Origin of the sequence: Streptomyces sp. ISL-66 (assembly GCF_018614135.1) — a bacterium.
Taxonomy (GTDB): Bacteria; Actinomycetota; Actinomycetes; order Streptomycetales; family Streptomycetaceae; genus Streptomyces.
In genome coordinates this window covers 1-12497 of the sequence record NZ_JAGGOW010000032.1, presented here as the reverse complement: position 1 = coordinate 12497, position 12497 = coordinate 1, and the positions used below count along the sequence as shown (strand labels likewise).

Here is a 12497-nt window from a genome sequence, read left to right as displayed (position 1 = left end):
GTGATGGAGCACGTACGCGATCTTTCGCTTCTGCCGAAAGCCCATCTCCACCTGCACTTCACCGGTTCGATGCGCCCATCGACCCTCCTGGAGCTCGCCGACAAGTACGGCGTGCGCCTTCCCGACGCCCTCACCGCCGGTGAGCCGCCCAAGCTCCGCGCCACCGACGAGCGCGGCTGGTTCCGCTTCCAGCGGCTCTACGACGCCGCCCGCGCCTGCCTCCGCGAGCCCGACGACATCCGCCGGCTGGTCCGCGAGGCCGCCGAGGAAGACGTGCGGGACGGCAGCGGCTGGCTGGAGATCCAGGTGGATCCCACCTCGTACGCCCCCCTCCTCGGCGGGATGATCCCGGCCGTCGAGATCATCCTCGACGCCGTCGACGCCGCCTCCCGCGAGACGGGCCTCGGCATGCGCGTCGTCATCGCCGCGAACCGCATGAAGCACCCCCTCGACGCACGCACCCTCGCCCGGCTCGCCGTCCGGTACGCGGAGCGCGGCATCGTCGGCTTCGGCCTCTCCAACGACGAGCGCCGCGGCATGGCCCGCGACTTCGACCGGGCCTTCGCCATCGCCCGCGAGGGCGGCCTCCTCGCCGCCCCGCACGGCGGCGAGCTCGCCGGCCCGTCCTCCATCCGCGACTGCCTCGACGACCTGCACGCCTCCCGCATCGGGCACGGCGTACGGGCCGCCGAGGATCCGCACCTGCTCAAGCGGCTCGCCGACCGGCAGATCACCTGCGAGGTCTGCCCGGCGTCCAACGTCGCCCTCGGGGTCTACGAACGCCCCGAGGACGTCCCGCTGCGCACCCTCTTCGAGGCCGGGGTCCCGATGGCCCTCGGCGCGGACGACCCGCTGCTGTTCGGCTCCCGGCTCGCGGCCCAGTACGAGATCGCCCGTGAGCACCACGCCTTCACGGACGAGGAGCTCGCCGAGCTGGCGCGCCAGTCGGTGCGCGGCAGCGCCGCGCCCGCCGACGTACAGGAGAAGCTGCTGGCCGGGATCGATCACTGGCTCACTTCGTGAGGCGCAGATCGCCCTCGTAGCAGTCGGCCCGCACCCGCGCGCCGTCCGGGAAGCCGATCTCCAGATGGGTACGGCCCTGCGCGGGCAGCGCGTATTCGGCCACGGATTCGACGGTCTCGCCGAGGTGGCGCAGGAAGGGGTGGTCGCCGAGGTCCTCGCCGACCTCGATGCGGCCCCACTCCCCCATGTCGTACGGCTCGTGCGGTGCGGCGGTTTCCACGATGAGGCAGGCGTCGGACCCGGTGGTGATCCGGGTGGATTCGCCGGCGCTGTCGAAGAGCCAGACGTCGAGGGGTGCCTCGGAGCGTTCGCCGTCGCTGATGTGCCAGGACGCGACGACTCTTCTGAGCGTGCGTCCCACCAGCCGGGTGGGGTCCGTACCGGCCCCGTGCAGGGGACAGAGCATGGGCGGGCCGGGACTCCTCAGATGCTGACGCCGACCGTCACCGGCTCGTTGACGAGGGTGACGCCGAAGGCCGCGTGGACGCCCGCGACGACCTCGCGGGCCAGGGCGAGGAGGTCTTCGGTGGTGGCCCCGCCCCGGTTGGTGAGGGCGAGGGTGTGCTTGGTGGAGATGCGGGCGGGGCCCTCGCCGTAGCCCTTGGCGAAGCCGGCCTTGTCGATCAGCCAGGCCGCGCTGGTCTTCGTACGGCCTTCGCCCGCCGGGTACGCGGGCGGGGCGGCGTCGGGGCCGAGCCGGTCCTGCGCGCGGGCGAGGAAGGCGGCGTAGGCCTCGTCGCCGAGGACCGGGTTGTGGAAGAACGAGCCCGCGGACCACGTGTCGTGGTCGGCGGGGTCCAGGACCATGCCCTTGCCGGCGCGCAGCCGCAGGACGGTCTCGCGCACCTGCGCCGCCGGCACCCGGTCGCCGGCCTCGACGCCGAGGGCGCGGGCGGTCTCGGGGTACTTGACCGGCGCGGACAGTCCGCCCGCGTCCTCCAGGTCGAAGCGGACGCGCAGGACGACGTACCGCTCCGGCTGGTGCTTGAACAGGCTGTCGCGGTAGGAGAACGCGCATTCGGCGGCCGACAGCGTGACGGTCTCGCCGCGCGTCCGGTCGTAGGCGACGACCTCGGTGATCGTGTCGCAGACCTCCTGGCCGTACGCCCCGACGTTCTGGATCGGGGTCGCGCCCGCGGACCCGGGGATCCCGGCCAGGCATTCGACGCCCGCCAGTCCCGCTTCGACGGTCCGGGCGACGGCCTCGCTCCAGTTCTCGCCGGCGGCCAGCTCCAGGCGCGTCCCGTCGAGCGTGAACCCGGTGGTCGCGATGCGCAGGGCGGTGCCGTCGAAGCCCCGGTCGCCGATGACCAGGTTGCTGCCGCCGCCGATGACCAGGAGCGGAGTGCGGGTCCCGTCCGCGGCGCGCACGGCGGCGACGACCTCGGCGTCGGTGGTCGCGGTGACCAGCCGGGCGGCGGGGCCGCCGAGCCGGAAGGTGGTCAGCGGGGCGAGGGGGGCGTCGTCGATTTCCTGCACGTGGACAAGAGTACGGTCCGCGTCCCCCCAACCCTGCGGGGCCACGGACCGCGGTCCCGCAGCAGTCGCTCCCGGTGAGCGGTCAGCGGCCCGGTTCCTCCTTCTGCCGCTCTTCGCCGAGGCGCCGCTCCGCCTCCGCCCAGCCGATGGGCAGCCCGGCCGCCGGCACGGTCCAGAAGGTGAAGGTGGACTCCTTCATGTACCGGGCGGCGGCCCGCGCACCGGACCGGTGCGGCTCGCTGCGGGCGAACCGGTACAGCGCGTCGCGGTCCTCCCAGGCGGACAGCGTCAGGAAGGTCCGGCTGAAGACCCGGGCCCGCAGGGCGACCCCGTGCGCTCCGGGGGCCTTGCGCGTCTGGCGGATGATGCCGGGCGACTTCAGGAAGAACCGGAGGGCTCCGGTCAGGGTCGCGGTCTCGAACCGGGAGGCCATGACGTAGACCTCGGCGTCGGGGGCGGCCTGGGTGGGCGTGAACCAGGGGATGTCGGGCACGGCGGGCTCTCCTTCACGATGCTTCGATTCGTACGGACCTTCGCGCGGTGCGGCTGCTGCGGTTCTCCCTGCTCAGCGCCCCGCGGGCACCTTCTCGACAGCGGGAGCACCGCTCCCGGCCACGGCCTGGCCCTGCTTCTCCCGCGAGCGGGAGGGCAGCAGCAGGGCCATCGCGGCGGCCACGGCGACGACCGCGGCGCCGATCCACAGGGCGGGGACGGTGCCGTCGGCGAAGGACTGGCCGCTCTCGTAGCCGCCCCGGGCGGAGAAGACCGAGGCCAGGACGGCGACGCCGAGGGCTCCGCCGACCTCGCGCAGCGCGCTGTTGGCTCCGGCGGCCTTGCCCTGGTCGGCGGGGGCGACGGTGGACATGAGCGCGTTGGAGGCGGGAGCGAAGAACAGACCCATGCCGAGCCCGCTGATGATCAGTGGCGGGAGCTGGGCGGCGTAGGACAGGTCGGTGCTCACGATGGCGGCGAACCAGCCGAGGCCGACGGCCTGGAGCGCCAGCCCGGCGGCGACGACGGGGCGGCTGCCGATGCGGTCGGAGAGGATGCCGGAGATCGGCGCGGCGATCATGGGCATGCCGGTCCAGGGGAGCATGCGCAACCCGGCTTCGGTGGGCGAGTAGCCGAGGACGCCCTGGAGGAACTGGCTCAGCAGGAAGATCGAGCCGAACATCCCGACGAACATCAGCAGGCTGGCCATGTTGATGCCGAAGAAGCCCCGGTCACGGAAGAGCCGCATGGGCAGCACGGGGTCGGCGCTGCGGAACCCGTGGAAGACGAAGGCGACGACCATTGCGGCCCCGACCAGCAGGGCGGTGAGTACGGGGGCGCTGGTCCAGCCGTCCGCGTTGGCATTGACCAGGCCGTAGACGATTCCGAAGAGCCCGCCGCTGATCAGGAGCGTTCCCGGGACGTCGAGCTTGGCCTTGGGTGCGGTGGACTCGGCGAGGCGCAGCCGGGCGAGCGGGACGAGCGCGAGCCCGATCGGGACGTTCAGCCAGAAGATCCACTGCCAGGAGATGTGCTCGGTCAGGCTGCCGCCGATGAGCGGTCCGCTGGCGACTGCGAGCCCGCTGAGGGCTCCGTAGATGCCGAGGGCCATGCCGCGGCGGGCGGCCGGGACGGCGACGGTCAGCAGGGTGAGCGAGAGCGGCATCATGATCGCCGCGCCGACGCCCTGGACGGCCCGGGCGGCGATGAGCTCGTTGATGCCGGGCGAGAGGGCGGCTGCGGCGGACGCGCCGGTGAAGACGACGAGGCCGGCGATGAAGAGGCGCCGGCGCCCGAACCGGTCACCGAGGGCCGCGCCGAACATGAGGAGGACGGCGAAGGTGAGCGTGTACGCGTTCACCGTCCACTCCAGGTCCTCCAGCTTCCCGCCCAGGTCCTCGCGGATGGAGGGGAGCGCGGTGGTGACGACGAGGTTGTCCAGTGCTGCCATGAAACCGGCGGCCCCGGTGATGACGAGGGCCCATATCGCGGGCCCCCGGAGCTTGGTGTCTTGCATGAATCCCCCAAAACTAGTTATTGCTCACTAACTTCACTGGGCAGAACTCCGCACCACCGGGCCGTACGCACGGACGGCGGACCATGGAACTGATGGAACTGATGGAACTGGCGGAACCGAGGGAACTGGTGGGACTGATGGAGCCGAGGGGAGGGGCTACTGGGGCCGGACCCCGGGGTAGCAGCCGTCCCAGACCCGATGTCCGGGCGGGAAGCCCATGGCGGACAGGGTGTTGATCAGCATCCCGTAGGCCAGGAACGTGGTCGTCTCATTGATGTCCGCCCCCAGGGGCAGGTGGACGGTGTCCCACAGCTTCATCCAGGCCGCCCGCACCATCTCCCCGAAGGCCGGCTCCCCGGCGGCTTCCGCCGCGGCGACCGTCACGTACGTCTGGAGCTGCATCTGCAGCTTGTCCGGCTGCTCGGCGATCAGCTTCATGTACGCGGCGCCCATGACCTCGACGGCCTCATGACCCTCGTAGCCCTTGCCGGCCTCCTCGAAGACCAGCCGGATGTCCTCCATGCAGCGGGCGGCGGCGGCGAGGAAGATGGCCTGCTTGTTCGGGAAGAGCCGGAAGAGGTAGGGCTGCGAGACCCCGACCCGCTTCGCGATCGCCTCGGTGGACGTCCCGTAGTACCCGCCCTTGGCGAACTCGCTCATCGCCGCCCGGATGACGCTCTCGCGCCGCTCGTCCGCACTCATCCTCGCCATGCTTTGAAGTTAGTGGCCAATCACTAACTTCGCAACCCCGGTGGGCGAGTCGGTGAAAAACGGTTGCCGAGGCCCTTTCCGGAGGGCCGGGAAGGGGGCCCCGGACCGCCCGAGGGGCGGGACGGGGCAGCCCGCCCCTCCCCGCCCCCGTGGCGGACCGGCGCACCGACAGAACCGACAGAACAGCCGGAACTACGCGAGGGCGACCACCGCGCGCGACATCCCCAGCACCTTCTGTCCGGCGCTCTTCGCCGTCAGGTCGACCCGTACGCGGTTGTCGTCCAGCTTGGCCGCGACCTTCGCCGTGACCTCGATCAGCGCGCCCTGTCCGTCGTTCGGGACGACGACCGGCTTCGTGAACCGCACCCCGTACTCGACGACGGCGCCCGGGTCGCCCACCCAGTCGGTGACCACGCGGATCGCCTCGGCCATGGTGAACATGCCGTGCGCGATCACGTCCGGCAGCCCGACCTCGACGGCGAACTTCTCGTTCCAGTGGATCGGGTTGAAGTCACCCGACGCGCCCGCGTACCGGACGAGCGCCGCCCGGGTCACGGGGAAGGACGCCGCCGGCAGCTCGGTGCCGACCTCGACGTCGTCGTACTGGACCTTCGCGGCCATCTCAGACCTCCTCGGTGACGGAAGCGGGTGCGGCATCGGAAGCCTTACCGGCGGCGGACGGCTCGGCCGCCGCCGTGGCGGACCCGGCGGGCTCGGCCGGGTCGGGGGCCCGGGAGACGAGCTTCGTCCAGGCCGTCACCACGTGCTCGCCGCTCTCTTCGTGCACCTCGCCGCGGATGTCGATGACGTCGTTGCCCGCGAGGGACTTCACCGACTCGATGGTCGAGGTCACCGTCAGCCGGTCACCGGCCCGCACGGGCCGCGTGTACGCGAACTTCTGGTCGCCGTGCACGACGCGGCTGTAGTCCAGGCCCAGCGCGGGGTCCTCGATGACGAGGCCGGCCGCCGCGAAAGTGATGGCGAACACGAAGGTGGGCGGGGCGATCACGTCCGGGTGCCCGAACGCCTTGGCCGCATCGGGGTCGGTGTAGACGGGATTCTCGTCACCCACCGCCACCGCGAATTCGCGGATCTTCTCCCGGCCGACCTCGTACGGATCGGTGGGCGGGTAGCTCCGCCCGACGAAGGACTGGTCGAGCGCCATGACCCACTACCTCCTAGTGAAACGACACGAGGCCGCCCCCCAAATGAAGGGGACGACCTCGTGACTGTGCCTGTTATTCGAGACTTCGCTGGGGTCAGCGGGTCTCGCGGTGCGCGGTGTGCGAGTTGCAACGCGGGCAGTGCTTCTTCATCTCAAGACGGTCCGGGTCGTTACGCCGGTTCTTCTTGGTGATGTAGTTCCGCTCCTTGCACTCCACGCAGGCCAGCGTGATCTTCGGGCGGACGTCGGTGGCAGCCACGTGAGTGCTCCTAGACGGAAATTAGGGACGGATGAACGCATAAAAGAGTAGCCGATCGGGAGACCGACCCCGCAATCGGCTACTGTGTGTAGCGGCGACCGGACTTGAACCGGTGACACAGCGATTATGAGCCGCTTGCTCTACCGACTGAGCTACGCCGCTTTGATGAGATCCGCCCCCCACCCGAAGGTGGGGAACCTCTCTCACCAGAGCCCCAATGCGGAATCGAACCGCAGACCTTCTCCTTACCATGGAGACGCTCTACCGACTGAGCTATTGGGGCGAGCGAGGAAGACATTACACGGTCGTCCACCGATCGCCCAAATCCTTTGCGGGGCCTGGCCTCGGAGCACCGTCTCTCGAGTTTTTCGATCATTCCGAAACGCGCCTCCGGAGCCTCTCCGGAGGCTTTTTGCCCCAAAAGGTGCCCGAGGTCACACATCGATCCGTGGACTTGCGACGCTGCGTGACCACGATCGCTGCCGCTCGGCCGACCGCCCAGGCGACCGCCCAGCCGACCGACCGCCGGGCGGCGGTCCGGGCACCGCTCCACCCAGACGCACCGGTACGACTATTTCTCTCTTCCCTGAAGCGGGCGCCCCCGCCCCCTAGGCTCTGAGCACGCTGCGTGATCTTGGGCCGCGGGCCGCGGCCACGGCCCAGGAGAACCGCCCGAGCCACCGCAGGAGTGCGATGTCCGACAGCCAGCCACAGCAGCCGTCCCACTCCCCGCGCAACCGCCCGGCCGGCGACGGGAGCACCCCCGGCGGCGCCGGCGGGGACGGCAACGGCGCCACCGGCAGGGACGGCGCCACCGGCCCCCGAAACGCCCGCGAGGTCCCGGAGGTCCCCGGCGCCCCCCGGTCCACCGCTGCCACGGCGGCCGCGTCGGCCGAGTCCCCGTCCACCGCCCTCCTCCTCGCCGGTGCCCGCCTCACCGACGGCCGCACCGTCGACGTCCACCTCGGCGGCGGCCGGATCCAGGCCGTCGGCACGGCCGGCAGCCTCCCCGCCCAGGCGGTCTCCCGCGTCGACCTCACCGGCTACCTCCTGCTCCCCGCCCCCGCCGAGCCCCACGCCCACGGGGACACCGCGCTGACCGCCGACAGCGAGGGACCCGTCTCCTACGCCCCCGACGAGGTCCAGCGCCGCGCCACCGAGGCCGCCCTGCTCCAGCTCGGTCACGGCGCCACGGCCGTGCGGTCCCACGTGCGCATCGGGGACGTGCACGGCCTCGGCCCCCTGGAGGCCGTACTCCAGGCCCGCCGCTCCCTGCGCGGGCTCACCGACCTCACCGCCGTGGCCGTGCCCCGGCTGCTGACCGGCGTGGCCGGGGCCGACGGGCTCGCCATGCTCCGGGACGCCGTGAAGATGGGCGCCTCCGTCATCGGCGGCTGCCCCGACCTCGACCCCGACCCGACGGGCTTCCTCGAAGCCGTACTGGAGCTCGCCGCCGAGCACGGCTGCCCCGTGGACCTGCACACCGACGGGGACGACCCCGGCCGCCTGTCACGGCTCGCGGCCATGGCCGGCGGGCTGCGGCCCGGCGTCTCCATCGGCCCCTGCGGGGGCCTGGCCCGGCTCCCGCTGGACGTGGCGAGCCGGGCCGCCGACCAGCTGGCGGCCGCCGGCGTGCGGGTCACCTGTCTCCCCCAGGGCGACTGCGCGGCCCTCGAACGCCGCGGCCTGCGCACCGCCCCCGTACGGCTGCTGCGCGGCGCCGGGGTCCGCGTCTCGGCCGGCAGCGGGGCCCTGCGCGACGCCGGCAACCCTGTCGGCCGCGGCGACCCGCTCGAAGCCGCGTACCTCCTCGCCTCCCAGGGCGGACTGCGCGCCACCGAGGCCTACCACTCGGTCAGTACCGCCGCCCGCGAGGCGATGGCGCTGCCGGAGGTCCGGGTGGAGGCCGGTTTCCCGGCCGAGCTGCTCGCCGTGCGGGGGGACCGGATCGCGAGCGTGCTGTCCCTCGCGTACAGCCGGATCGTGATCCACCGCGGGCGGGTGGTAGCCCGGACGAGTGCCGTGCGGGAGTACTGCGACTCCGCCGTCGCCGTGGCCCTGGACCTGCCCCGGCAGGGCCGTATGGAGCCCGGTCCCTGAACGTTCGCCGTGCGTTCGCGGGCGCGGTCGCCCGGCTCGTCGTACGGTCGGGACATGCGCATCGTCATCGCGGGTGGACACGGTCAAATCGCGCTGCGGCTGGAGCGCCTGCTCGCCGCGCGCGGGTACGAGGTCGCGGGCATCATCCGCGACCCGGCACAGGGCGACGACCTCAGGGAGGCGGGCGCCGAACCGGTGCTGTGCGACCTGGAATCAGCCTCGGTCGAACACGTGGCGGGCATCCTGCAGGGCGCGGACGCCGCGGTGTTCGCGGCAGGCGCCGGTCCCGGCAGCGGCGTCGGGCGCAAGGACACGGTGGACCGGGGCGCGGCGGTGCTGTTCGCGGACGCGGCCGAACGGGCTCGTGTGCGCCGCTTCCTGATGGTCTCTTCGATGGGCGCGGACACGCACCACGAGGGTGACGAGGTCTTCGACGCCTACCTCCGCGCCAAGGGCGCGGCGGACGACCACGTCCGCACCCGCCTGGGCCTGGAGTGGACGATCCTGCGTCCCGGCTCGCTGATCGACGACGCGGGGACGGGCCTGGTCCGGCTGGAGGCGCGGACGGGCCGCGGACCGGTCCCGCGCGACGACGTGGCGGCGGTGCTCGCCGAACTGCTCGAGACCCCCGCGACCGCGGGCCTCACCTTGGAGCTGATCTCCGGCTCGACCCCGGTCGCGGTGGCGGTCAAGGACGTGGCGGGCAACTGACCGGCGCCCCGCCCCGCCCGGCGGGTCCGGGCAGGGGGCCGGGCAGGGCGCCGGGCGGGGGACCGGGCGGGGGGCCGGGCGGGGGACTGGACCTCCGGTGGCGGACGGTCAGAACTCGGCGGTCACCTGGTCGTCGGAGCGCCCGACCGAGTCCTGCTGGAACCGCTCCTCGTACGCCCGACGGATCCGCTCGACGCGCATTCCGCGCTCGTCGGCCTCCTTCTCGGGGTAGAGCAGCACCACCTCGTACGAGACTTCTCGGACGATCGCGCCGTTGCGCCCCCGCCACTGGCCGTGCCCGTCCTGGACGGTGAGCCCCTCGGGGAAGGCGGGGGTGATCTCCCGGTCGAGGAAGCCCATGAACTCCCGCTCCCCGACCGCCGGCCGCCCGTCCGGCCGCTCGGTGCCGAAGTAGAGCCGGGTCTCCTGGTAGGGCTCGCCCACGTCGGTGTGCAGTGCCGCCCCGACCAAGGCCGGGATCCCGGCGCCGAGCAGGGCGAGGAGCACGCCGCCGCCGACTTTTCCGCGCGTGTCAAAAGTCAATTTCACCCCCGATGAACGACAAGACCCGCGCATCGGCACGCCCCACCCGCCGATAGGGTCACGCCGCCGCCCTCCTGGTCGCCTCGGCGCGGCCGATGGCGACACCAGTCGCGGCTGCTCCTCTACCTCGTCGCAGTGGTCACCGGGCACACCCGGGACGAGGCAGGGTGCGCTCAGGCCCGGTGGGAGTGGTTCGGGGTGCGTGACGGCATACGAGAAAACCCCCGTTCATCGCGTTTCCGCAAAGAACGGGGGTCTCACTCGCGTGGCGGCGCCAGGGTTCGAACCTGGGTAGGCTGAGCCGGCAGATTTACAGTCTGCTCCCTTTGGCCACTCGGGCACACCGCCATGATCGCTGCCGTCTTTCCGCCTTTCGGCGGCGCTCCGTGGCAACGACGTAAACAATACCCGATGGCCGGGGGTGCTTCGCCACTGGATTGATCAGCGCCGCACGTGGGCGCGGTGGCTAGGCTTTGCAGCGCGGGCCGGGGATGTCCGGCCGCGCCCCTAGGGGCCATCACAGCCGACTTCAAGGAGCCACAGCACATGGCCGACTCCAGTTTCGACATCGTCTCGAAGGTCGAGCGGCAGGAGGTCGACAACGCCCTCAACCAGGCCGCCAAGGAGCTCTCGCAGCGATACGACTTCAAGGGAACCGGCGCCACCATCGCCTGGTCCGGCGAGAAGATCCTGATGGAGGCGAACTCCGAGGAGCGCGTCAAGGCCGTCCTCGACGTCTTCGAGACCAAGCTGGTCAAGCGCGGGATCTCCCTCAAGGCGCTCGACGCCGGTGAGCCGCAGCTGTCCGGCAAGGAGTACAAGATCTTCGCCACGATCGAGGAAGGCATCTCCCAGGAGAACGCCAAGAAGGTCGCCAAGATCATCCGGGACGAGGGCCCCAAGGCCGTCAAGGCCCAGGTCCAGGGCGAAGAGCTGCGCGTCAGCTCGAAGAGCCGCGACGACCTCCAGACCGTCCAGACCCTCCTCAAGGGCAAGGACCTGGACTTCGCGATCCAGTTCGTCAACTACCGCTGATCAGCGCCTCCGGCCCCCGCACGCGCGGGGACGACGGGGGTCGACGGGGGCGCGTCGCCGAGAGCACCTCGGCGCCGTGCCCCCGTCGCGTTCCGGGAGCGGGATCCGTCAGTTGCCCGGGTGCCGCTGTCCGTCGCGGAGCCGGTCGACGACGCTGACGAACAGGAAGAAGTTGGGGATCTTCGCGACCGGGGTGTTCGACCACGCCAGCAGCTTGCCCGCCTTCGCCACGAAGACGGTCCCGTCCTTGACCTCGATCTTCTCGATCTCGTCCCAGTGCGCGCCCCCGCGCCTCGGCGTGGCGATCCCGCCCATGGTCATCGAGATGTCGCCGAAGGTGAGGGTGGCGCCCTGTTCGAGCGCGATGATCACGCCCGGCAGCTGGGCCCGGGTGATCCCGTGCTGGATGGCCGCGCCCCAGCGTTCCGGGTCGGCGTAGAAGTTGGTCAGCTTGACCGCGGAACCGTCCTGCCCGAGCAGCGTGTACAGGTAGGTGGTCCCGACGTGGATGCCGTTGGCGTAGCGCTCGGTGATCTGCTGGAGCACCGTCATCGAGTCCCACCGGAACGCGCTGAGCGGACCGGTCCCGTCGGCGACGATCAGGCCTTCCTCGAAGAGGTGGATGCGCTTCGCCGCCTGCTTGCGGGAGAGGTTGGGGCTCCGCGCGAGGAACCAGACGAACATCAGCCCGGGCAGGACGAAGCACGCCAGACCGAGGATCGCGAACAGGAACAGCCCGGCCATCCGCCAGGCACCCAGGCGGTTGGGCAGGAAGGTCTCGCGGTGGAGCCCGAGTCCCTGGGCCGTCGCGAGGGAAGCGACGTCGTCCGGTATCTGTTCCTGGACGGAGGGGGCGGCGGCTGTCGCCATGGTGCCTCTTTCATGACACCCGCGGTGTCCTCCGCGGGCGAGTGCGATGCGAGCAGGCGGAGCCTAACCGGCCATACGAATCCAGCCACCGCCGGGCTGTCTCCACCTCCCGGGCCGCGTTTTCGCCAGGCGGGCGCGGGTGGCACGTGCCGGGCGTGAACGGCGTACGCGCCTGCGGCGCTCCCGATGCGGACTTGGGTGGCCGGGAGCGCGCCCACCACCCTGAGGCCTGTGTACCGCCGCCGTGACGGAAGGGTTCGCGCATGCCTGGGAGCGGCACGTTCCGCGAGGACTTCGGCGCGTCCGTCGTCGTCGCGCTGGTCGCGCCACCGCTCTGCGTCGCAGCGGCCGTCGCCTCCGGCGTACCGGCCGAACTCGCCGGGACCGGACTGGTGCTGATCGCTGGTCAGGTCTACGCCCTGGCCGACGCGCAGGCCCCCGCGGGAACCCTGGGGAAGCTGGCCGGGGCGGCGGGGCTCGGCGGCCGGGCCGACTGGACCGCCGTGGCGCTCGGGGCCGGGACCATCGCCGTCCTGGCGGCCTGGCGCCGGATGCCGGACCGGCTGCGGCTGGCGCCGGGGGCGCTCGTCGGG

Annotated in this window: 14 protein-coding genes, 3 tRNA genes and 1 pseudogene; 5 read left to right on the top strand and 13 right to left on the bottom strand. The window is 71.8% G+C overall.

Annotated features, from left to right (window positions below; translation table 11 throughout):
* Nucleotides 1–3: 3 nt before the first annotated feature.
* Nucleotides 4–1023 (top strand): adenosine deaminase, encoded by a 1020-nt coding sequence (locus J7E97_RS06690; RefSeq protein ID WP_215023394.1) that lies wholly within the window; start codon nucleotides 4–6, stop codon nucleotides 1021–1023.
* Here the strand turns inward: J7E97_RS06690 and J7E97_RS06685 are convergent.
* The 10 genes from J7E97_RS06685 to J7E97_RS06640 all read right to left on the bottom strand — a co-directional run bounded on the left by J7E97_RS06685 (nucleotide 1013) and on the right by J7E97_RS06640 (nucleotide 6928).
* Nucleotides 1013–1429 (bottom strand): hypothetical protein, encoded by a 417-nt coding sequence (locus tag J7E97_RS06685; protein ID WP_215023392.1) that lies wholly within the window; start codon nucleotides 1427–1429, stop codon nucleotides 1013–1015. The genes J7E97_RS06690 and J7E97_RS06685 overlap by 11 nt on opposite strands.
* Before the next feature lie 17 nt (nucleotides 1430–1446).
* Nucleotides 1447–2502, bottom strand: coding sequence for a UDP-N-acetylmuramate dehydrogenase (locus J7E97_RS06680; RefSeq protein WP_215023390.1), 1056 nt, complete (start codon nucleotides 2500–2502; stop codon nucleotides 1447–1449).
* 82 nt (nucleotides 2503–2584) lie between these two features.
* Nucleotides 2585–2995, bottom strand: coding sequence for a DUF3291 domain-containing protein (locus tag J7E97_RS06675; RefSeq protein ID WP_215023388.1), 411 nt, complete (start codon nucleotides 2993–2995; stop codon nucleotides 2585–2587).
* 72 nt (nucleotides 2996–3067) lie between these two features.
* A complete protein-coding gene (locus tag J7E97_RS06670; protein WP_215023387.1) occupies nucleotides 3068–4510 on the bottom strand; it encodes a DHA2 family efflux MFS transporter permease subunit in 1443 nt (480 codons plus the stop codon).
* A gap of 156 nt (nucleotides 4511–4666) precedes the next feature.
* Nucleotides 4667–5221 (bottom strand): TetR/AcrR family transcriptional regulator, encoded by a 555-nt coding sequence (locus J7E97_RS06665; protein ID WP_215023386.1) that lies wholly within the window; start codon nucleotides 5219–5221, stop codon nucleotides 4667–4669.
* 192 nt (nucleotides 5222–5413) lie between these two features.
* Nucleotides 5414–5842 (bottom strand): MaoC family dehydratase, encoded by a 429-nt coding sequence (locus J7E97_RS06660; protein ID WP_215023385.1) that lies wholly within the window; start codon nucleotides 5840–5842, stop codon nucleotides 5414–5416.
* A 1-nt stretch (nucleotide 5843) separates the two neighbouring features.
* On the bottom strand, nucleotides 5844–6386 hold the full coding sequence (locus tag J7E97_RS06655) for a MaoC family dehydratase N-terminal domain-containing protein (protein WP_251053981.1): 543 nt from the start codon (nucleotides 6384–6386) through the stop codon (nucleotides 5844–5846).
* 94 nt (nucleotides 6387–6480) lie between these two features.
* Entirely contained in the window at nucleotides 6481–6645 is a 165-nt protein-coding gene (gene rpmG, locus J7E97_RS06650; RefSeq protein WP_006604855.1) for a 50S ribosomal protein L33, read from the bottom strand.
* 89 nt (nucleotides 6646–6734) lie between these two features.
* A tRNA-Met gene (locus J7E97_RS06645) sits at nucleotides 6735–6807 on the bottom strand.
* Nucleotides 6808–6855: 48 nt separating this feature from the next.
* Nucleotides 6856–6928: transfer RNA gene (locus J7E97_RS06640), tRNA-Thr, on the bottom strand.
* A 410-nt stretch (nucleotides 6929–7338) separates the two neighbouring features.
* Here J7E97_RS06640 and J7E97_RS06635 point away from each other — a divergent pair.
* Complete coding sequence (locus J7E97_RS06635; protein WP_251053979.1) at nucleotides 7339–8745, top strand: amidohydrolase family protein; 1407 nt, start codon at nucleotides 7339–7341, stop codon at nucleotides 8743–8745.
* A 54-nt stretch (nucleotides 8746–8799) separates the two neighbouring features.
* Entirely contained in the window at nucleotides 8800–9456 is a 657-nt protein-coding gene (locus J7E97_RS06630; protein ID WP_215023384.1) for an SDR family oxidoreductase, read from the top strand.
* Between the two features lie 108 nt (nucleotides 9457–9564).
* Here J7E97_RS06630 and J7E97_RS06625 read toward each other — a convergent pair whose 3' ends face one another.
* Together J7E97_RS06625 and J7E97_RS06620 are read right to left on the bottom strand one after the other, a co-directional pair.
* A complete protein-coding gene (locus J7E97_RS06625; RefSeq protein WP_251053977.1) occupies nucleotides 9565–9999 on the bottom strand; it encodes a DUF3574 domain-containing protein in 435 nt (144 codons plus the stop codon).
* Nucleotides 10000–10265: 266 nt separating this feature from the next.
* A tRNA-Tyr gene (locus J7E97_RS06620) sits at nucleotides 10266–10347 on the bottom strand.
* Between the two features lie 198 nt (nucleotides 10348–10545).
* On the opposite strand from J7E97_RS06620, the gene J7E97_RS06615 reads away from it, so the two are divergent.
* Nucleotides 10546–11034 (top strand): YajQ family cyclic di-GMP-binding protein, encoded by a 489-nt coding sequence (locus J7E97_RS06615; RefSeq protein ID WP_214946900.1) that lies wholly within the window; start codon nucleotides 10546–10548, stop codon nucleotides 11032–11034.
* A gap of 108 nt (nucleotides 11035–11142) precedes the next feature.
* Here the strand turns inward: J7E97_RS06615 and J7E97_RS06610 are convergent, their stop codons facing one another.
* Nucleotides 11143–11904, bottom strand: a complete 762-nt coding sequence (locus J7E97_RS06610; RefSeq protein WP_215023382.1) for a DUF6585 family protein — start codon at nucleotides 11902–11904, stop codon at nucleotides 11143–11145.
* 263 nt (nucleotides 11905–12167) lie between these two features.
* On the opposite strand from J7E97_RS06610, the pseudogene J7E97_RS06605 reads away from it, so the two are divergent.
* Nucleotides 12168–12497: pseudogene (locus J7E97_RS06605) on the top strand (hypothetical protein); the annotation flags it as partial.